The sequence below is a fragment of the Micropruina glycogenica genome (assembly GCF_900289045.1).
Classification (GTDB): Bacteria; Actinomycetota; Actinomycetes; order Propionibacteriales; family Propionibacteriaceae; genus Micropruina; species Micropruina glycogenica.
Window position 1 is genome coordinate 3,062,772 of sequence record NZ_LT985188.1, and the last position, 19,715, is coordinate 3,082,486.

General features: G+C 66.9%; 21 protein-coding genes and 1 pseudogene. 11 read left to right on the forward strand and 11 right to left on the reverse strand.

Features of this window, described 5'->3' with window-relative positions; translation table 11 throughout:
• Positions 1-271: 271 nt before the first annotated feature.
• The 5 genes and pseudogenes from MPLG2_RS14355 to MPLG2_RS14375 form a co-directional block, all read right to left on the reverse strand.
• Positions 272-640 (reverse strand): annotated as a pseudogene (locus tag MPLG2_RS14355) (DUF3817 domain-containing protein); the annotation flags it as partial.
• A 102-nt stretch (positions 641-742) separates the two neighbouring features.
• Complete coding sequence (locus MPLG2_RS14360; RefSeq protein WP_105186727.1) at positions 743-1,663, reverse strand: ParB/RepB/Spo0J family partition protein; 921 nt, start codon at positions 1,661-1,663, stop codon at positions 743-745.
• Entirely contained in the window at positions 1,660-2,571 is a 912-nt protein-coding gene (locus tag MPLG2_RS14365; RefSeq protein WP_105186728.1) for a ParA family protein, read from the reverse strand. Before MPLG2_RS14365 ends, MPLG2_RS14360 begins: the two co-directional genes overlap by 4 nt.
• Before the next feature lie 226 nt (positions 2,572-2,797).
• Positions 2,798-3,394, reverse strand: coding sequence for a 16S rRNA (guanine(527)-N(7))-methyltransferase RsmG (gene rsmG, locus MPLG2_RS14370; protein ID WP_231935674.1), 597 nt, complete (start codon positions 3,392-3,394; stop codon positions 2,798-2,800).
• Positions 3,395-3,403: 9 nt separating this feature from the next.
• Positions 3,404-3,754: an HAD family hydrolase gene (locus MPLG2_RS14375; RefSeq protein ID WP_105186729.1), complete on the reverse strand. Its 351-nt coding sequence runs from the start codon at positions 3,752-3,754 to the stop codon at positions 3,404-3,406.
• 11 nt (positions 3,755-3,765) lie between these two features.
• Here MPLG2_RS14375 and MPLG2_RS19690 point away from each other — a divergent pair, with 11 nt between their 5' ends.
• On the forward strand, positions 3,766-4,200 hold the full coding sequence (locus MPLG2_RS19690) for a sugar O-acetyltransferase (protein WP_105186730.1): 435 nt from the start codon (positions 3,766-3,768) through the stop codon (positions 4,198-4,200).
• A 1-nt stretch (position 4,201) separates the two neighbouring features.
• Complete coding sequence (locus MPLG2_RS14385) at positions 4,202-4,756, forward strand: TetR/AcrR family transcriptional regulator (protein ID WP_105186731.1); 555 nt, start codon at positions 4,202-4,204, stop codon at positions 4,754-4,756.
• 246 nt (positions 4,757-5,002) lie between these two features.
• Here the strand turns inward: MPLG2_RS14385 and MPLG2_RS14390 are convergent, their stop codons facing one another.
• Genes MPLG2_RS14390 through rpmH form a run of 5 tightly spaced genes read right to left on the reverse strand, consistent with a single transcriptional unit; the run spans position 5,003 to position 7,515 of the window.
• A complete protein-coding gene (locus MPLG2_RS14390) occupies positions 5,003-5,566 on the reverse strand; it encodes a Jag family protein (protein WP_105186732.1) in 564 nt (187 codons plus the stop codon).
• A gap of 24 nt (positions 5,567-5,590) precedes the next feature.
• Positions 5,591-6,748: a membrane protein insertase YidC gene (gene yidC, locus MPLG2_RS14395; protein ID WP_269459192.1), complete on the reverse strand. Its 1,158-nt coding sequence runs from the start codon at positions 6,746-6,748 to the stop codon at positions 5,591-5,593.
• The gene (yidD, locus tag MPLG2_RS14400) at positions 6,748-7,026 is read right to left on the reverse strand and encodes a membrane protein insertion efficiency factor YidD (protein ID WP_105186733.1); all 279 of its coding nucleotides are present in this window, start codon (positions 7,024-7,026) and stop codon (positions 6,748-6,750) included. The genes yidC and yidD overlap by 1 nt, the downstream gene beginning before the upstream one ends.
• The gene (gene rnpA, locus MPLG2_RS14405; protein ID WP_105186734.1) at positions 7,023-7,355 is read right to left on the reverse strand and encodes a ribonuclease P protein component; all 333 of its coding nucleotides are present in this window, start codon (positions 7,353-7,355) and stop codon (positions 7,023-7,025) included. Before rnpA ends, yidD begins: the two co-directional genes overlap by 4 nt.
• Positions 7,356-7,377: 22 nt before the next feature.
• The gene (gene rpmH / locus MPLG2_RS14410; protein ID WP_105186735.1) at positions 7,378-7,515 is read right to left on the reverse strand and encodes a 50S ribosomal protein L34; all 138 of its coding nucleotides are present in this window, start codon (positions 7,513-7,515) and stop codon (positions 7,378-7,380) included.
• Positions 7,516-7,806: 291 nt separating this feature from the next.
• Here rpmH and dnaA point away from each other — a divergent pair, with 291 nt between their 5' ends.
• The 8 genes from dnaA (at position 7,807) to MPLG2_RS14450 (ending at position 16,519) form a co-directional block, all read left to right on the forward strand.
• Positions 7,807-9,252, forward strand: a complete 1,446-nt coding sequence (gene dnaA / locus MPLG2_RS14415) for a chromosomal replication initiator protein DnaA (protein WP_105186736.1) — start codon at positions 7,807-7,809, stop codon at positions 9,250-9,252.
• A gap of 581 nt (positions 9,253-9,833) precedes the next feature.
• Positions 9,834-10,994 (forward strand): DNA polymerase III subunit beta, encoded by a 1,161-nt coding sequence (gene dnaN / locus MPLG2_RS14420; RefSeq protein WP_105186737.1) that lies wholly within the window; start codon positions 9,834-9,836, stop codon positions 10,992-10,994.
• A 92-nt stretch (positions 10,995-11,086) separates the two neighbouring features.
• Positions 11,087-11,968, forward strand: coding sequence for a phosphogluconate dehydrogenase (NAD(+)-dependent, decarboxylating) (gnd, locus tag MPLG2_RS14425; protein WP_105187697.1), 882 nt, complete (start codon positions 11,087-11,089; stop codon positions 11,966-11,968).
• Positions 11,969-12,223: 255 nt separating this feature from the next.
• Positions 12,224-13,369 (forward strand): DNA replication/repair protein RecF, encoded by a 1,146-nt coding sequence (gene recF, locus MPLG2_RS14430; protein ID WP_105186738.1) that lies wholly within the window; start codon positions 12,224-12,226, stop codon positions 13,367-13,369.
• Positions 13,356-13,841, forward strand: coding sequence for a DUF721 domain-containing protein (locus tag MPLG2_RS14435; RefSeq protein ID WP_105186739.1), 486 nt, complete (start codon positions 13,356-13,358; stop codon positions 13,839-13,841). Before recF ends, MPLG2_RS14435 begins: the two co-directional genes overlap by 14 nt.
• Positions 13,842-14,031: 190 nt before the next feature.
• Positions 14,032-15,438 carry a hypothetical protein gene (locus MPLG2_RS14440; protein WP_105186740.1) on the forward strand — a complete coding sequence of 469 codons (1,407 nt, stop codon included), beginning with the start codon at positions 14,032-14,034 and terminating at the stop codon, positions 15,436-15,438.
• A complete protein-coding gene (locus tag MPLG2_RS14445; RefSeq protein WP_105186741.1) occupies positions 15,435-15,992 on the forward strand; it encodes a hypothetical protein in 558 nt (185 codons plus the stop codon). Before MPLG2_RS14440 ends, MPLG2_RS14445 begins: the two co-directional genes overlap by 4 nt.
• Positions 15,989-16,519, forward strand: a complete 531-nt coding sequence (locus MPLG2_RS14450; RefSeq protein WP_105186742.1) for a hypothetical protein — start codon at positions 15,989-15,991, stop codon at positions 16,517-16,519. The genes MPLG2_RS14445 and MPLG2_RS14450 overlap by 4 nt, the downstream gene beginning before the upstream one ends.
• A gap of 22 nt (positions 16,520-16,541) precedes the next feature.
• Here MPLG2_RS14450 and MPLG2_RS14455 read toward each other — a convergent pair whose 3' ends face one another.
• Positions 16,542-17,180: a hypothetical protein gene (locus MPLG2_RS14455; RefSeq protein ID WP_105186743.1), complete on the reverse strand. Its 639-nt coding sequence runs from the start codon at positions 17,178-17,180 to the stop codon at positions 16,542-16,544.
• Between the two features lie 403 nt (positions 17,181-17,583).
• On the opposite strand from MPLG2_RS14455, the gene gyrB reads away from it, so the two are divergent.
• The gene (gyrB, locus tag MPLG2_RS14460; RefSeq protein WP_173909633.1) at positions 17,584-19,590 is read left to right on the forward strand and encodes a DNA topoisomerase (ATP-hydrolyzing) subunit B; all 2,007 of its coding nucleotides are present in this window, start codon (positions 17,584-17,586) and stop codon (positions 19,588-19,590) included.
• Positions 19,591-19,715 lie beyond the last annotated feature (125 nt).

Below are 19,715 nucleotides of genomic sequence, written 5' to 3' on the forward strand. Positions count from 1 at the left end.
TCTCGCCCATGCCGACGATCGTCGGCATTCGCTGCCCAAAGCTGCGTTCCCAGTGGGGCCGACGATCCCGCCAACGCCCACCAAACCTGGACAGGAGCAACCCCGCTCCGCTTTCACGTTGCGTTGGGTGCGTCCCGACGACTCCGTCAGACTTCAGGTTTCGTTCGGTGCGTCCCGACGACTCCGTCACCCCGGCGAGCGCCCGGATCCCGGGTGAGCCCGCTCCGTTCAGCGACCGGAATCAGGGAACCTGGACACCCGACAGGGTGGATCAGCCAGCCGTTGGTGCTTCGTCCGGCTGAGGGTCGGCAGTCGACTGCTCCACCGCGGCGAGCCGGGCATGGACGTCCTTGGTGGCGTACCGCTCGGCCACGAACGACAGGAACGGCACCGTGCCGGCCAGGGCGATCAGAATCAGGCGTAGCCAGGGCCAGTTCACCCGGCGTCCGAGGTCGTAGGCGGTGATGAGCAGGATCATGTAGAGCCAGCCGTGCGGAACGCCCGTCCAGGTCACCACGGTGTCGCTGTGGGCCAGGTACTTCAGGGGCACGCCGACGCACACCAGCACCACCAGCAGAATGCCCACCACCCACGCCATGACTCGGTAGCGCAGCAGTGCAGAGCGGACGGCGGGTGCGTCGCGGGCAGTCATCACGCAGCCGAGGTTACCCGGGCCCCGGGGTTCGAATCGGCCGAACGGACATCATGGTAAATGTCGACAAAGCAACAAGTAGCCGAGTAGCTAGATCGAGTTATAGTCACCCAGCAGCTCGGCCAGGCGCTCCAGGTCTTCGTCACCGGCGAAGTCGATCACGATGCGTCCCTTGCCCTTGGCGCCCATCACCACGTTGACCCGGGTGTCGAGCCGTTCGATCAACCGGTCTGCCAGGGCGCTGGCGCGAGCGCTCGGTTCACGTACCACCCGGGCCCGGGTTCGCTTCTCGGTCGCGCCGTCGCCGAGTGCCACGATCTCTTCGACGGCCCGCACCGACAGGTTCTCGGCGACCACGCGTTGCGCCAGCCGCTCCATGGCCAGCGGGTCACCGAGAGCAAGAATCGCGCGCGCGTGGCCGGCGCTCAACACTCCGGCGGCGACCCGCCGCTGCACCGGAGCGGGCAACTGCAGCAACCGAATGGTGTTGCTGATGTGGGGCCGGCTGCGCTTGATGCGGCCCGACAGCTGCTCTTGGGTGCAGCCGAAGTCGGAGAGCAGTTGCTGGTACGCGGCGGCCTCTTCCAAGGGGTTGAGCTGGGCCCGGTGAAGGTTCTCGAGCAACGCGTCGCGCAGCAGATCGTGCTCTTGCGTCGGTCGCACGATCGCCGGAATGGTGTCGAGCCCGGCCGCCTGGGTCGCGCGCAGCCGGCGCTCCCCCATCACCAACTCGTACTGATCATCACCCAGTGGACGCACCACCACGGGCTGCAACAGACCGACCTCACCGATGGACGCCACCAGTTCGGCCAGCGCATCCTCGTCGAACACCTGCCGAGGCTGCTTGGGGTTCGGGCGAATGCTCTGCACGGCCAAGTCGGCGTAGTACGAGCCCGCGGGGGGTTCGACCGCAAGCGGTTCGGCGCGTCGAGGTTCCAGGCTCGGATCGGTGCGGTGAATAAGGTCGCCGAGCCCTCGACCCAGGCCCGGACGGGGTTTGGTGGCGTTCATGACTGTCCTTTCGCCGCTACGCCGCGCTGGGCGATCTCGCTGGCCGCCGCCAGGTACGCCTGGGAGCCGGCCGAGGCTTGGTCGTAGGTGATCACGGTGCGTCCGTAACTGGGAGCTTCGGACACGCGCACCGACCGGGGAATCGCCGTGCGCAGGGTTTCGGCGCCGAAGTGGGTTCGCACCTCATGCGCCACCTGCGCCGACAACCGCGTGCGGGCGTCGTACATGGTGAGCACGATGGTCGACAGCCGCAGCCTGTCGTTCATCGACCCCTTCACAAGGTCGATGGTGCGCAACAACTGAGACACGCCTTCGAGCGCGTAGTACTCACACTGAATCGGTACCAGTAGCTCTTCGGCCGCGACCAGTGCGTTCAACGTCAACAGGCCGAGTGACGGCGGACAGTCGATGAAGATGTAGTCGACCCGGTGACGCTGCAGCAGTCGGTCGAGAGCGCGGAGCAGTCGGCTTTCACGTCCGGGTATGTCCACCAAGCCGATCTCGGCACCAGCCAGATCGATGGTGGCGGGCAGCACCCAGAGATTGTCGGCCTCGGGGGACTGCTGCACGTGCTGCTCGATCGGTTCGCCGTCGATCAGCACCTCATACGTGCCGGGAACGCCGGCGTTGTGGTCGATACCCAAGGCGGTGGACGCGTTGCCCTGAGGATCGAGGTCGATCACGAGCACACGTAGACCGCCGTTGGCGAGGCCGGCCGCGAGGTTGACGGCGGTGGTGGTCTTTCCCACGCCGCCCTTTTGGTTCGCAATGACGAATACTCGGGTGCGTTCGGGAAGCGGAAGCGGGCCCGTTTCACGTGGAACGGAGTCGTCTGGAAGCTCAACAGGCGGGGGAGTGAACTCGTCGGTGTCGTAGACGACGCGGCGGGGGACCGCTGACTGGGTCATGCGCGTGCTCCATTAGGGGTTTCACGTGAAACCGTCGGCCCTTTGGTCACCAGCAATCCTTCATTCTTGTTCGATCTGAAAGCCTATCTGCCAGCCCGACGCGTGCCGCGTACATCTGGTGCGCGTCACCAAGACGGTCGACGATACGTGACGGAAGAGATTCCGGCGGTACGCACAATCGGGAACACCCGAACCGTTGTCATCCCGGCGAACGTCGGGATCTTCGTCAGCGAATGCGGACGACCCAGGTCGGCTCGAGCTCGGGATCTGCCGAGACCGCCAGCACCTCGCCGGTCAATCGCCGACTGCGCAGGGTGCCCTGAACGTCCAGGAGTTCCTGCTCGGCACTCTCGCCCTTCATGGCCAGAAGTTGCCCGCGGGGGGCCACCAGGGGCAGGCACCAGGTGAGCAGTTTCGGCAACGCCGCCACCGCCCGGCAGGTCACCACGTGATAGCGGTCGTGCTGCTCTTCAGCGCGACCACGCACCACCGTTACGTGATCACCCAGGCCCAACTCCTTCACCACCTCGGTGAGAAAGTTGGCCCGCCGCAACAGCGGTTCAAGCAGCGTTACCTTGAGGTCGGGGCGCGCGATGGCCAACGGAATGCCCGGTAGACCAGCCCCGGAACCGACGTCGAGAACCGACGAACCCGGGTCGATCAACTGGCTGATGGCTACGGAGTTCAGCACGTGTCGCGGCCACAGCCGCTCGACCTCGCGAGGGCCGATCAGGCCCCAGTCGACTCCTCGACTTGCCAATATGTCGACATATCGGTTCGCTGTCTCGTACGCGTCACCGAACACCCGGCTCTCGATCTGCACCCACTCTGTCTACTGCACGAAGGCCTGCAAGCCAACCTCGTCGAGATCGTCCAGCAGTCGTTCGACGTAGGCCTGCACGCCGGCCTCGGAATTGCTGGCAGCCACGTCATCTGCCCTAGCCCTCAGCCAGTCGGGTGCGTTGGCCATGGCCACGCCGTGGCCCACCACAGCCAGCAACTCGGCGTCGTTGCCCCCGTCGCCGAAAGCCACAGCATCGTCGACCCGCAAGCCCAGGCGGTTGGCGAGCCACTGCAGGGCAGTGCCCTTGTTCACGTCGTCGGCGATCAGATCGATGGAGCCGCGCCCGCTGGAGGTGGCGACCACCCCGCTCGGCATGGTGCGGCGCAGCTGGTCGAGCAACTGCGTGGTCGATGCGGGCGCGCAGCCCGGAACAACTTGACCACAGGCTCGGGTACGTCAGCCCAATCGTCCACCCAGCCCAGCTGCCGCTGTTCGTCGACTACGGCGATCACATCACCATCGGCGATCGCACGTTCATCAACTGCAACCTCACCGCCCTCGACGTGGCCCCGATCGTGATCGGCGCCGACTGTCAACTCGGGCCGTCGGTGCAACTGCTCACCCCGATCCACCCGATCGAGCCGCAACCCCGCCGCGACAAGCTCGAAGGCGGACGTCCGATCACGCTGGGCGACAACGTGTGGCTGGGCGGAGGAGTGATCGTCTGCCCGGGTGTGACGATCGGCGACAACACCGTGGTGGGGGCCGGTTCGGTGGTCACCCGCGACCTGCCGGCAAACGTGATCGCCGTGGGCAATCCCGCCCGGGTGTTGCGGAGCATCTGACGTGCCGGCCAACCCGCGCTACGACCCTGGGCGCCGCGAGCGCATCATCGACGCCTGTCTCGACGTGATCGCCGAGCATGGCGTGGCCGGCACCTCGCACCGTCGGGTGGCGGCGGCGGCCCGGGTTCCGCTGGGTTCGATGACGTACCACTTCGACGGCATGGACGACCTGTTGCGGGCAGCCTTCGCGCGGTTCAGCGAGGGCGGCGCGCAGCAGATCGAACGGCGCATGAACGGTGCGAACACCGCCGACGAGGCACGGGCCGCCGTAGTGGCTTTGATCACCGACGACGTGTTCAGCAACCAACGCGACCTGGTGCTCACCCACGAGCTGTACACGTTGGCGGCGCGAGAGCCGGCTTACCGCGAGTTCACCCACGCGTGGATGGCACGCAGCCGAGCCGCTCTGGCCAGGCATTTCGACGCGGTCACGGTGCGCATTCTGGACGCACTGATCGAGGGCCTGACCATTCACCGGGCGCTTGATGTCGATGACGAGTACTCCGCCGACGCCGAGCAGGGTGTGCGCAGGATTCTGGCGCAGGCAGGCTCGTAGCGGTCGGTCACCACCAGATCCCGGCGTTCGCCGGGATGACGTAGGTGCGTGCGGGAGTCGATTGTCGTCCCGTGCTCGAGGGTGTAGAGACGGACTCCTATGGTCGAGCGCGTCGAGACCAGTTCGTTGACCAGCGTCCCGAGATCCCCGGCGTACGCCGGGATGACGGTGCTCATAGCGGCCTCCGCCGGCAATGCCGTGGGTGCGCGAAGGGTCAGAGGTCTCGACAAGCTCTACCAGCGAGGGTCAGCCCTTCGGCAGCACCACGACGCGGCGCTTGGGCTCTTCGCCCTCCGACTCGCTGACCAGACCAGCCGCGGCCACCACGTCGTGCACGATCTTGCGCTCGAACGGGTTCATCGGGGCCAGCCGGACGGGCTCGCCGTCTTCGACCACCTCGGCGATGGCGTCCTTGGCCAGCACCTCCAGCTCTTTGCGACGCTTGTCGCGGTGCCCGGCCACGTCGAGCATCAGCCGGGAGCGGTGACCCGTCTCGGTCATCACCGCCAGCCGGGCCAGCTCTTGCAGCGCCTCGAGCACCTCACCGTTGCGGCCCACCAGCACGTCACCGTCGGTGACGATCGACACGTGGGCCCGGCCGCCCTCGCTGTAGGTGTCGATGTCGCCGTCCAGATCGGCGATGTCGAGCAGCTCTTCGAGGTAGTCGGCAGCGATCTCGCCTTCGTTCTCGAGGGCCTGCTCGCGCTTACTGCGCGTCGGCTCCTCACCGGCGTCCGTCGTGTCGTCGGCTTCGACCACCGCATCGGTCTCTTCATCCACGGCGGTCTCTTCGGTGTGCAGATCGGTCATGTTCGGTTCACTCCTGTTGCCGGCTCAGGCGTCGCCGGTGGTGGGCTTGGGCTTGGGTTGGGCCGACCTGCGGGCCGAGCGGCTGGAGCGTGTGGGCTGCTGCCGCTGCACCTGCTGGCGTTGCGCCGAGGCCTGCTCAGCGGTGCCGCTGGTCGAGGTGGTGCCGTTCTTCGCCGTCGACCCCTTGCCGCCGGCGGACGGCGCGCTGCCGGTGCCCGACGTGCTCTGCCTCGCGACCTTTGTCGGGTCGGCGGGTGCAGCGGACGGAGCAGCCTTGCGACTCTTGCCGGCTCGCTTGCGAGCGAGCTCTTCGGGGTCTTTACCCTTGGCCCGCATGCGCTCTTCCCAGTCGATGTAGGCCGGGGTGTTGGGGGCCGGGTTGTTGTGGATCAGGATGTACTGCTGCGCCATCGTCCAGGTGTTCGAGACCAGCCAGTACAGCAGCACGCCGACCGGAATGTTCACGCCCATGAACAGGTACATGAACGGAAAGACGTACAGCATGATCTTCTGCTGCTGGGCGAACTGGCCGGTCAGCGCCTCGGGCGGCATGTTCTTGCGCATCAGCTGCAGCTGGGTGACGAACAGCACCGCGGTCATGCTGAGCACCAGCACCGCGGTCAGAATCTGCGTGGGGCCGAAACCGCTGGTGAGCGGCCAGAAGACGCCCGACAGCTTGGCGCCGAAGATCGTCGCGTTGCGCAGCGATTCGGCCTGCTCGATGGTCAGCACACCAATGGCGTGACCCTGCGAGGCGTTCCACAGCACCTGGTAGAGGGCGATGAAGATGGGCATCTGCAGCAGCAACGGCAGGCAGGACGCCATCGGGTTCACACCCTCGTCCTTGTACAGCTTCATCGTCTCTTGGCCCAGGCGCTCGCGGTCGTGGCCGTACTTCTCTTGCAGGGCCTTCATCTGCGGCTGCAGCAACTGCATGTTGCGCGAGCTGCGAATCTGGCGCACGAACAACGGAATCAGCGCGGTACGAATCACCACTGTCAGCGAGATGATGGCCAGCGCCCACGCCCAGCCGCTGTCGGCCCCCAAGAACGAAGCGAAGAGGGCGTGGAACGTGGTCATCACCCACGACACGGCCCAATACAGCGGCGCCATCATGGTGTTCAGGGCGCCGAGGAGGTCGCCCCACAGGTCCAGCGGCACGATCTGCGGAATCGGTGGAATCACGTTGCTCCTCGAAGTCGGGGTTCGGACGCGGCTTGTTCACGGGCCCACTCGGCGGCCGCGGGGGTGCCCGGCACGGGGTCGTACCCTCCCAGCGACCACGGGTGACAGTGCGCCAGCCGATGCAGCGCCAGCCCGGTGCCCCGCCATGCGCCGTGCACGGTGACGGCTTCGAGCGCGTAGGCCGAGCACGACGGGTAGTACTTGCAGACCTGCCCGTAGAGCGGGCTGATCAGGGTGCGGTACGCCTTGAGTAGGCCGATCAGCACGTGTTTCATGCCGCGGCCAGCTTCTTGGTGGTGGTCGTCCAGGCGGCGGCCAGATCGTCGGCGAGCCGGCCGTGTTGGGGCAGTGCGCGCACCACCACGTCGACCGCGAACGGCGTCTGGTTCAGCCGGGCGGCCACGAGGTGACGCAACTGCCGCTTCACCCGGTTGCGTCGCACCGCGTTGCCGACGGCCTTGGACACCACAAAACCCGCCCGAGACGGCGGGTTGTCGGTGCGCAGCATGTGCAGCACCAGCGTGGGGCGCCCACAACGGACGCCCCGGCGCACGGTGGTGCGGAACTCGTCGGCGGTTCGCAGCCGCGCGGCCTTGGCCAGCACCTGACGACTCGTCAGGTGCTGATCAGCCGGCGAGGCGAGCGCGGCCCCGGCTACGGCGAGCCGAAATGATGGCGCGCCCGGCGCGGGTGCGCATGCGCAGACGAAAGCCATGGGTGCGGCTGCGACGCCGGTTGCTCGGCTGGAAAGTGCGCTTGCTCACGGAAGTGCTCCCCGTTTCAATGTCATGCGGAACCGATACGCCCACAGCGGACGCACGCAGGTGAATCGCTGGCTGCGACCAACCAAGGTTACGCGGGGGTGGTGCCGGTGGGCAAACCGACCGTGCAGGAGCCGTCCGAACGGCGCGTCGAGCCGACACGCCGAAGGGCGTGGAAATTGTGCCGGACTGGTTTGCAGATGGCCCCCGGGAGCGGCTAGCGTTTCGGTCCGTTGACCTTGGCCCCACCCCGTCGGTGGCGAGGTTCCATTGTTCACACCCTGTGGATAACTTATGTGGACGACCTCGGTCGACGGCGAACGCGCAGGGAAGGGAGAGCGGGTGCCCGACCAGCAGACCCCTCCCGCCGGTCCGTCCGATGACCTGGATGACGCCTGGCGGTTCGTCTGGTCAGAGGCCGATGCGCCGTCCCGGGCCTGGCTGCGCAACACCCGCGCCGAGGCCATGCACGAGGGCACCTTCATCATCAGCGTGCCCAACGATTTCACCCGTTCACGGGTCGAGTCGCGGCTGCGTCCGTGGGTCGAAGGCCAGCTGACCAGCTATTTCGGACGTCCGATCGGCATCGCCCTGGTGCTGGCGCCCGGCGCCGACGACGTCGCGGACGACGACGCCTTCGACACCACCGTCACGGCGCCCGCCCCCGTGCTCACCGCGGCCACCCAGGTGGACGACCGGGCCGGTGGCCGGCTGAACCCCAAGTACACCTTCGAGTCGTTCGTGATCGGCAGCTCGAACCGGTTCGCGCACGCTGCGGCGGTGGCCGTGGCCGAGGCGCCCGGCAAGGCCTACAACCCGCTGATGATCTACGGCGAGTCAGGGCTGGGCAAGACGCACCTGCTGCACGCGCTCGGCCACTACGTGCGCAACTACCACGCCAGCCGCCGGGTCAAGTACGTGTCGACCGAAGAGCTCACCAACGACTTCATCAACGCGATCAGCGACAACCGCACCGCCGACTTCCGGCGCACCTACCGCGACGTGGACGTGCTGCTGATCGACGACATCCAGTTTCTCGAGAGCAAGATCCAGACCCAGGAAGAGTTCTTCCACACGTTCAACACGCTGCACACGGCGCAGAAGCAGATCGTGATCACGTCCGATCGGCCACCCAAGTCGCTGGAGGCGCTCGAGCCGCGGCTGCGCAGCCGGTTCGAATGGGGACTGATGACCGACATTCAACCGCCCGACCTCGAAACCCGCATCGCGATTCTGCGCAAGAAGGCGGCGGCCGAGCGGCTCACCGCCGGCCCCGAGGTGCTCGAGTTCATCGCCACCAAGATTCAGGCCAACATTCGCGAACTCGAAGGTGCGCTGATTCGAGTCACCGCGTTCGCCAGCCTCAACCGGCAAGAGGTCGACCTGAGCCTGGCCGAGGTGGTGCTGCGCGACCTGATTCCGCACGGTGACGACACTCCGATCACCGCCCCGCTGATTCAGAGCGAGACCGCCGCCTACTTCTCGATCAGCACCGACGACCTGTGCGGCGCCAGCCGCACGCAGAGCGTGGTGATGGCCCGCCAGATGGCCATGTACCTGTGCCGTGAACTCACCGACTTGTCGTTGCCGAAGATCGGGCAATCGTTCGGCGGTCGCGACCACACCACGGTGATGCACGCCAACAAGAAGATCCACCACCTGATGAGCGAAGACCGCAAGGTGTTCAACCAGGTCGCCGAGCTGACCAACCGCATCAAGCAGCGAGCTGCCAAGCGCTAGCCATCACCTCATCCCGGCGCACGCGGGGATCTCCAAACCGCCCTGCGAGAGTACGTCCGATCTGAACGGTGCTCAGGCCTGCTGAGGGGTCACGCCCCCGAAATCGGACGTACTCTCGCACAGCTTCTGCGGTCTGCTTCTACGCAGGTGTTCCTCCACGGTGTGGTCGACGTCAACCAAGATTCCGGCATCCGCCGGCATGACGAGGACCGTCACGGAACGACGTCGGGCGACCACCCGCTGGCGGAGCCTGTCGAGACCCGTCCTGTCTGCTCACTCGGCGGTGGAGAACTACTGCAACGTGTGACTCGCACCTGTGGACAACCTCTCGGGCCGCGGATTCGTCCGCATCTACTCCCCGTGTAGTTCTGACTTGCCCACACCGCTGTGCACACCCGCTTCGAGCCTGCTCACCAGGGGTGACGCTGGTTCTGCACACTTTCCACACCAGCTATGACTACGAAGAATTGATACTCGTCAAAGAATCATCAAAGTAACCCGATCCCCATACTGTGGAAGCAGGTCGCACCCGGAGCCCGCCGGATATGATCGTCCCCCGGAAGTACGAGCAAGGGAGCCCTGTGAAGATCCGCCTCGACCGCGATGTTCTCGCCGAAGCAGTCGCCTGGACGGCACGCAGTCTGCCCACCCGGCCCAGTGTGCCGATTCTGGCCGGTCTGCTGGTCAAGGCGGCCGACGGCCAGGTGGTGATGTCGAGCTTCGACTACGAGACGTCGGCGCAGATCACCGTGAAGGCCGATGTGATCGAAGACGGCGTAGCTCTGGTGTCGGGCCGGTTGTTGGCCGACATCGCCCGCTCGCTGCCCGGCAAGCCCGTCGACGTCACCGCCGACGCCAGCCGCATGGAACTGGTCTGCGGCAGCGCCCGGTTCACCCTGCAGACGCTTCCGGTCGAGGACTACCCGGCTCTGCCTGCCATGCCCGAGGCGACCGGCACCGTCGCCAGTGACGACTTCGCCAAGGCGGTGGCCCAGGTCGTGGTGGCCGCCGGCCGCGACGAGCTGTTGCCGGTGTTCACCGGCGTGCGCATGGAGATCGAAGACGACACCCTCTCGCTGCTGGCCACCGATCGCTACCGCATGGCGCTCAAAGAGATTCCCTGGAACCCCAGCAGCGCCCACACCGCCGGTGCCGCGCTGGTGCCGGCTCGGGTGCTGGGCGAGTCGGCCAAGTCGATGACGTCGGGCGAACTGGTCACGCTCAGCCTGGCCGGCAGTGGCACCGGTGACGGGCTGATCGGTTTCGAGGGTGACGGGGCGGCCGGCGTCCGCGAGATCACCACGCGCCTGCTCGACGGGGAGTTTCCGAAGGTGCGGCACCTGATGAGCGTGCAGGCCACGCTCACCGTGCGTGCCAACACCGCCGAGGTGATCGCCGCAGTCAAGCGCGTCGGGCTGGTGGCCGAGCGCAACACATCGCTGCGCATGATCATCGGCGACCAGGCCATCACGCTCGAGGCCGCCACCGGCGACCAGGCGCAGGCCGTCGAAGCGCTCGAAGCGGTGGTCACCGACGAGACCGGTAACGGTCTGGCCATGACCGCGGCCGGGTTCAACCCGCACTACCTGTCGGACGCGCTGTCGGCGCTCGACGCCCCCTACGTGCACTTCGCGTTCACCGCGCCCGGCAAGCCCTGTCTGCTCACCGCGCTCAACGAACTGGACGGCGAACCGCTCACCGACTACCGCCACGTGATCATGCTGATGCGGCTGCCCGCCTGAGTCCTAACCCTGACCGATCGCGCTTGCCACAGCCCGATTCGTCCCCACACCGGGTAGCGTCGGCGACACTGCAGCACGAAGTGGAGGCACGCATGCACGTCGGACTCGTCGGCCTGGGCAAGATGGGCAACAACATGCGCGAGCGAATGCGTCGCGCCGGGCTGACGGTCGTGGGCTACGACCGCAACCCCGAGGTCACCGACACCGCCTCGCTGGCCGAGTTGGTGCAGAAACTGGACGGCCCGCGCGTGGTCTGGGTGATGCTGCCCATTCAGGTCGTCGACCAGGTGATCGACGAACTCAAAGGTCTGCTCGCCGAGGGCGACCTGGTCATCGACGGCGGCAACAGCAAATGGACCAACGACGCCCGTCACGCCCAATCGCTGGCTGAGAAGGGCATTCACTTCGTCGACTGCGGCGTTTCGGGCGGCGTCTGGGGCCTCGAGAACGGCTACGCGCTGATGGCCGGCGGCGACGAAGCCGACATCGCGCTGGCCCAGCCGATCTTCGACGCGCTGAAGCCCGAGGGCGAGTACGGCTTCGTCCACGCCGGTGAGGTGGGAGCCGGCCACTTCGCCAAGATGGTGCACAACGGCATCGAGTACGGCCTGATGCAGGCCTACGCCGAGGGCTGGGAACTGCTCGAAACCGCACAGTTGGTCACCAACGTGCGCGACGTGTTCAACTCGTGGCGCGAGGGTACGGTGATTCGGTCGTGGCTGCTCGACCTGATGGTGCGCGCCCTCGACGAAGACCCCCACCTCGACACGATCGAGGGCTACGCGGCCGACTCGGGCGAAGGACGCTGGACGGTCAACGCCGCGGTCGACCTCGGCGTGCCGGTGCCCACCATGGCGGCCGCGTTGTTCGCCCGGTTCACCTCGCAGCAGGAGGACTCGCCGAGCATGAAGATGGTGGCGGCGATGCGCAACCAGTTCGGCGGACACGCCATGAAGGCCGACGACGGCAACTAGGCCGCGCTGGTCGAGATCTCGGCTGGTCGAGCGTGTCGAGACCTCGATTGGTTGCCGCGGAGCGGGGGCGGCCCCCTGTCCCGCCCTTGCTGGACTGCTCGGCTAGCGCCTCGCAGTGCGCAAACGCCCGACCACGCCTGACAGGGGCGCCCCCACGCAGCGGCAACTGACGCGCCCACGACACCCATGAAGAGAAAGCAGGGGTGGGCAGGTCGCGATGACGACGTAGGGGGAGCGGGCGAATAGGGTGACCTGGTGTTCGTCACTCACCTTTCGCTGGCCGACTTTCGGTCGTACGCCGGCGCAGAGGTGGCCCTAGAACCGGGTGTGACGACGTTCACCGGTGCCAACGGGCAGGGTAAGACCAATCTCGTCGAGGCCGTCGACTATCTGGCCACCCTGGGGTCGCACAGGGTGTCTTCGGAGCAGCCGTTGGTGCGGCACGGGGCCGAGCGGGCCATCGTGCGGGCCCGGGTGCAGGCCGGGGCGGACGACACGCGACAACTGCTGCTCGAGATCGAGATTCTGCCCGGCCGGCAGAACAAGGCGAGTCTCAATCGCGCACCACTGCGCCGGCCACGGGAGTTGCTGGGTGCGCTGCGCACCGTGGTGTTCTCGCCCGAGGACCTGGCCCTGGTGAAGGGCGATCCGAGTGAGCGCCGACGCTTTCTGGACGAGCTGATCACCACCCGCTGGCCGCGGCTGGCGGGCGTCCGGGCCGATTACGAGCGGGTGCTGCGGCAGCGGTCCACACTGTTGAAATCGCTGGCCGGACGGGGCCGCACCTTGCGCGACGACGTCGAGACCACGCTGGGCGTGTGGGACGAGTCGCTGGCCCGGTTCGGCGCCGAGTTGATGCACGCACGGCTCGACACGTTGGCCGCCCTGGCACCCCACGTCGCCGACGCCTACTCGGCGATCGCGCCCACCAACAATGACGCCACCCTGGAGTACCGCTGCGCGATCGGTGCTGAGGTGAGCACGAGCCAGGACGAGATCGAGGCCCGGCTGATCATGGCGATGGGGGAGCGCCGCGCTGACGAGATTCAGCGCGGCGTCTGTCTGGTGGGCCCACACCGCGACGACCTGGTGCTGGCCCTGGGGGAGCTTCCGGCCAGGGGTTATGCCTCGCACGGCGAATCGTGGTCGTTCGCCCTGGCCCTCAGGCTGGGGGCGTTCGCGCTGCTGCGGGCCGACGGGGTCGAGCCGGTGCTGATTCTCGACGACGTGTTCGCCGAACTCGATCAACTGCGCCGCGAGCGGTTGGCGGGCATGATTGCCGAAGCGGAACAGGTGCTGATCACGGCGGCCGTGCCCCACGACGTGCCGGCCGAGTTGGGCGGTCGTCGGTTTCGCGTCGGCGGCGGTGAAGTGAGCGAGGTGAACGATGCCCGACCATGACCCCTCGGGCATCGAGCTGGCCCGGCTGATCGCCCGCAGCGCCCAGGGCGGGGCGCCGGCGCCCAAGCCGCGCAGGCCGTCCACCCCGGCCAAGCCGGCCAAGAAGCGGCAGCCCGGCGACCCGCAGGCCCTCGGCGAAGCCCTGGACGACCTGATCGCCGACTCGGGCTGGAGCACCGAGGTCAACCTGCACCACCTGCTCGGCCGCTGGCCCGAACTGGTCGGCCCGGCGAACGCCGAACACGCCACCCCCGCGGGCTTTGAGCAGAAGGTGCTGCACGTGCGGGCCGACTCCACCGCGTGGGCCACGAACCTGCGGTTGCTGGCGCCGTCGATCGTGGCCCGGCTGAACGAGCAGTTGGGCGAGGGCACGGTGCTGCGCATCGTGGTGAAGGGCCCCGACGCGCCGAGCTGGAAGCACGGCCGACGCAGCGTGCGTGACGGGCGCGGCCCCCGCGACACCTACGGCTAGCCTCGCTGAGCCAAAATAGGGACGGTTCTCTTTTCAGCTCACGAGAACGAATGCCTTGTCAAGCCAAGTTTGAAGCTGAGAATGGGCTGAAAGAAGAACCGTCCCCCATTTCAGCTCACCGAGAGTCGGCAACCCTCCAACGATTGCGAGCTCGTCCCGCTGGACGTCTGCCTGGTTAGGATCCTTGCCGATGGAGCCGATTCGCAGCCTGCTCAGTGCGCTGAACCAACTGGTCACCACGACCGGGGTGGTCTGGTGGCGGTGCCTGCCGCGGCTGCTGGTCACGGCCATGCTGGGCTGGCTGGGCTACCGCATCTTCGCCCAGGGGGCGGCGTTGGTGGTCGACGTGAGCGCCTGGTGGTCGCTGCTGCTGCTGTCGATCGGGTTCGTGGTGCGGCTGTCGGCGATCATCATCGGGTTGCGCATCGCCGGCGAGCAGCTGCAGATCAGGGCCGCCATTCCGCTGCCGGACGACGACCCGCGCGACGACTCGATGTCACACCTGCTCTCGATCACCCTGCTGCCGTTTCTGGGCATCTACGCCGTGTTCGACGTGATCACCGACGCCGCCAATCACATTCAGATCGACTACTACGTGTTCAGCGGGCTCACCTTCGAACGGCAGGTGCTCAGTCAGTTCAACCCTGAAGGCGCCGGGGTCTGGCTGATCGTCGGCGTGATCGTGGGTCTGTACGTCGTTCGCCGGCTGGTCGAGGCGTGGTTCGAACGCACGGGATTTCGTCCGTTGGGTCTGGTCACGGCGGTCACTGAGGGCTTCTTCATCATGATCGTGCTGCTGAGCGGCCGACAGGTGCTGGTGATGGTGCAGCAGTGGGTCGACGACCGCAACTTTCGGGTGTGGCTCGACTACCCCGGCTGGGGTCTGCAGCAGGTCTTCTCGTGGGTGGGCGTCGACATCTCTGACGTGCTCGACCAGCTCGGCTCGCTGTGGTTCGACACGGTGTGGCCGGGCGTCGTGGCCATGGTGGTCGAACCGATGCTGTGGCTGGCGCTGGCCTCGCTGGTTTACGGCAGCCAGGTGTTGTCGGCGGCCGACCTGTGGCGGCGCGGCCGTCCGGTCACGGTAGGGGCCGGACGGTCCGGGGTGCGCATCGGCGATCGTGAACGTGGCGTGGCGCTCGGCTTTCAGGACGCGTTCTTCGGCGACCTGAACGACAAGTACCTACCCACCTTTCAGTCGCTGCGGCTGGTGCTGAGCGTCGGTGCGACCTTCTTTGCGGCCTACCTGCTGTGCTACGGCGTGCTCACCACCGGCGAGGAGTGGCTGAGCCGCGGGTTCTACGCACTGATCGGCGGCCAGCGGGTCTCATTCTGGTCGTTCGCCGCGCCACCCATCGAACTACTGGTCGAGGTGATCGCCGAACCACTGCGCTGGGTGCTGCTGGCCACCGCCTTTCACGCCTGCCTGGTGCTGTACGCGGCGCGGGTGGATGAAGAGGTCGCGACTGAACCCGGCGACGGGGTCTCGACACGCTCGACCGGCGAAGGCTCGACCGGTGAAGGCTCGACGAGCGCAGGCTCGACCAGCGTCGTCCCCGAGACGGTGAACCCCGGTGCCGAGGGGGCGTCCGCATGATCCGCCGGTTCGGGCACTGGCTCGTCGCCCTGCTCGCCTGCGCGGCGATGATCGGCCTGCACGCGTACACCGGCGAGTTCGGCCACGTCGACGCACGGCGTGCCACGATCGGGCAAACCGCCCGGCTGTACGCCTCGACCGTGGTGGTCAACGGCTGGTCGATCGGGCAGGTGCTCTACTCAGACGACGCGTTCGTGGGCCGCACGGGCGTGATCTACCTGGCGGTGAACGTGACGGTCGCCACCGATGGCTCTGAGCGCAGCACCAGTTGGAAGGTTGGCGGTGAGTCGAACGGCCGCACGTTCGCCGTGGATGATTCGCTCTTCGTGCCCGAACCGGGTTTTCAGCGCAGGCAAGACGTGGTGTTCGAGCTCAGCCCCGACGACCTGGCCGGCTTCACGGTCACGTTTCTCGACCAGGCTCCGATCTATGCCTACGACCCTCAGGTGAACGTCGACCTGGGCATCACGGCGCAGGACGCTGCGCAGGCCTTCGACCGCTCGCGCTACGACACGGTGCGCACCACGAGCGGAACGGTCGAGGTGATCCGGTGAGCGAGCGACGGCGGCAATGGCTGGCGGTGGCGGTCACGGGCCTGTTGGTTCTCGCGATGGTGGTGGGCTGGGGCGGCTACCTGCGCGCGCGAGCGACCCCGCACTACGTGCAGGTACCACCGGGGGCCGTCGCGACGCCCGAGCAGGGTTACGACATGCCCATGCGTCTGGTGTCGCTGACCGTCACTCCCGCCCTGGTCACCAACCGAGAGGTGAACTACGCGCAGGCGGGCGCGGTCTGGGTGATTGCCGTGGTCGACTACACGCCGCCGCCCGAGGGTGGATTCTGCCGCCTGCACCTGATCGCCACCGATGGCCGCGCGTGGTCGTCCATCGATTCGCTCGGCTACGAGGGCGAACGGGTGCTGCCCACGTCGTGCTCGGCCAAACCTGGCGAGGGCACCCCACGGGTCGAACTCATCTATCTGATTCCCGAAACCGCCGCCACGCAGTTGGCCGGTCTGGCCAGCAGCGCGACCGCGTACCGGGGCACCGAGCCGTTCTGGACGCTGACGCCGGCAGGCTGAGCGAGCCCGGTCGCCGCCACTGTCACGGGGCGTCCTCGGGTTGCATCACCACCGGCACCTCGAACCGGTACCCCACCCGCCCCGCCGACCAGACCATGTCGCCCTCGCCGGTCGGGCTGCGATCGACCCACTCCATGCGCGACACACCCACCGACACGAAGTTCGTGGCCGGAAAGTCGTCAAAGTCGAACACCAACTGGCAGGGCACCGGCGGCGTGCCCGGATTGAGTACCGACGAGCGTCCGATCGTCTCACCCGGGCCGAAGAAGAGTGACGCGTCGCTGACCACCAGGCCGCTCACCGGGTGCCGTGTGCTGAAGCCGTTGGCGACCAATCGGTCGGCGCTCGACCGCAGCGGCTCGTCGGTGTTGTTCGAACAGTGGCCGAACACATACAGCGACCAGTTCCCGAACGAGTGTCGGGCGAGGGCGCGATCGAAAGAGACCGACATCGGCCCCATGTTCACCTGGGTGCCCACGGGCAGCCGAAAGAGCCGGGACGTCGCGACATCGAACCCGCCGGCCAACCACGTGCCGCCGACCAGCAGCAGCGCACAGGCCAGGGCGATCAGCCACGCCGGCAGGTGCCGCCGAGGGACGTCATCGGGTTCGGCGACCGCGTCGGCGGGAACGTCACCCGCACCGTCTGCCTCGGTGCTCACGAGCGCAGTCTAGGCCGCGGGGGCTCGGGCCACGGCAGGGGCACCGCCGGATCGGGGCACCGCAGAAATGGTGTGAGTACGACCACCCCGGACGGGGGGTCGGATTCACAATGTCTTCGCGGCGCCGGCTCAGGCGGCGTGGCAACAGGCTCACTGCTCACTTGTTCACGTGACGCTTTGCGCCGCGGAGCCCTGCCGGGGGTATGGGGGCCCGTGAAAGGGGGCAGAACGGCTCACAGAGCCATTCACGGGCTTTCTGTCCACAATTTGCGTCGCGAAGACCCTCAGGATTGGGGTTGGGTCGCCCGCACAGGGTAGACTTGGTGAGGTTGTGAATGCCGCCGTGCGCCCGCTGGGTCGAGGCGGTGTTTGTGTGAGTGAGACAGTCAGCGAGGAATACCGAGTGAGTGAAGCGACCATCACCGCCCATCACGTCGGTGCAGCGGCGCATGCCGTTGACGCCGGAGCCTACGACGCGAGTGCGATCACCGTTCTCGAAGGGCTTGAGGCGGTGCGCAAGCGCCCCGGCATGTACATCGGGTCCACCGGTGAACGCGGCCTGCACCACCTGGTGCAAGAGGTGGTCGACAACTCAGTCGACGAGGCGCTGGCCGGCTATTGCGACACCATCATCGTGCGGCTGCTCGACGAGGGTGGCGTGCAGGTGATCGACAACGGCCGCGGCATTCCGGTGGCCGAGCACCCCAAAGAGAAGATTCCGGCGGTCACCGTCGCGCTCACCGTGTTGCACGCGGGCGGCAAGTTCGGCGACGGCGGCTACAAGGTGTCAGGCGGCCTGCACGGCGTGGGCGTGTCTGTTGTGAACGCCCTGTCGACGCACCTCACCGTCGACGTGCGGCGCGACGACTACCACTGGCAGCAGTCGTTCTCGCTCGGTGAGCCCGACGGCCCGCTCGAGCGGCTGGAGCCGGCCACCGACACCGGCACCACGGTCACCTTCTACGCCAGCGCCGACATCTTCGAAACCACCACCTACAGCTACGAAACCCTGGCCACCCGGTTTCGCGAGATGGCGTTTCTGAACAAGGGCCTCACGATCAAGCTGATCGACGAGCGCGCCGACCGTCGCACTGAAGACGAAGAGCCGCCGTCCGACACCTTTCGCTACGACGAGGGCCTGATCGACTTCGTGAAGTTCCTCACCGGCAGCAAAGAGACGATCAACCCCTCGGTGATCGCCATCGACGCCACCAGCGACGACGACCGGCTCAGCCTCGAGGTCGCCATGCAGTGGAACAGTTCGTTCAACGAGAGCGTGCACACCTTCGCCAACACCATCAACACCCACGAGGGCGGCACTCACGAAGAAGGCTTTCGGGCGGCGCTGACCAACACGGTCAACAAGTGGGGCGAGTCGTGGGGGCTGATCAAGAAACGCGAAGACCGGGTCAGTGGCGACGACATTCGCGAGGGCCTGACCGCGATCATCTCCATCAAGCTCGCTGAGCCGCAGTTCGAGGGCCAGACCAAGACCAAGCTCGGCAACACCGAGGCGCGTTCGTTCGTGCAGAAGGTAGTCAACGACCTGCTCGGCGACTGGTTCGAGAAGAACCCCGCCGAGGGCCGCGACATCGTGCGCAAGGCGCAGGCGGCGGCGTCCGCACGCATCGCGGCGCGCAAGGCGCGCGACATCGCCCGTAGTCGCAAGGGCCTGCTGAAGTCCGGCCAGTACGGCAAGCTGTCCGACTGCCAGTCGACCGAGCCCGCCGAGTGCGAGGTGTTCATCGTCGAGGGCGACTCGGCCGGCGGTTCGGCCAAGGGTGGCCGCGACCCGCGCATTCAGGCGATCCTGCCGATTCGGGGCAAGATCCTGAACGTCGAGAAGGCGCGGCTCGACAAGATTCTGCAGAACCGCGAGGTCGAGGCGATCATCAACGTGCTCGGCACCGGCGTGCAAGACGACTTCGACGTGGCCAAGCTGCGCTACCACAAGATCGTGTTGATGGCCGATGCCGACGTCGACGGCGCGCACATTCGCACACTGCTGCTGACGCTGCTGTTCCGGTTCATGAAGCCGCTGATCGACCACGGCTACGTCTACCTGGCCCAGCCGCCGCTCTACCGGCTGCGCTGGACCAACGCCCCCCACGAACTGGCCTATTCGGACGCCGAACGCGATGCCCTGCGCGACGCGGGGCTCGAGGCGGGCAAGAAGCTGCCGGCACCGAACAACAACCCGATTCAGCGCTACAAGGGTCTGGGTGAGATGAACGCCGACGACCTGTGGGACACGACCATGGACCCCGACAAGCGGTCGCTGCTGCAGGTCACTCTCGAAGATGCGGCGACGGCCGACACCATGTTCTCGATCTTGATGGGCGAGGAGGTGGAACCCCGCCGGCACTTCATTCAGCGAAACGCCAAGGACGTCCGCTTCCTCGATATCTGATGCTCGTGCCCCTATCTCGCACTCACGTGAGGTGCCGCGGCCGGAGAACATGCCCGAGCCGCCCATCTCCAGATCGAGTGGACGCACGCGTCCCCTCGATCTTCCGAACGCCCACCCACCTGCCT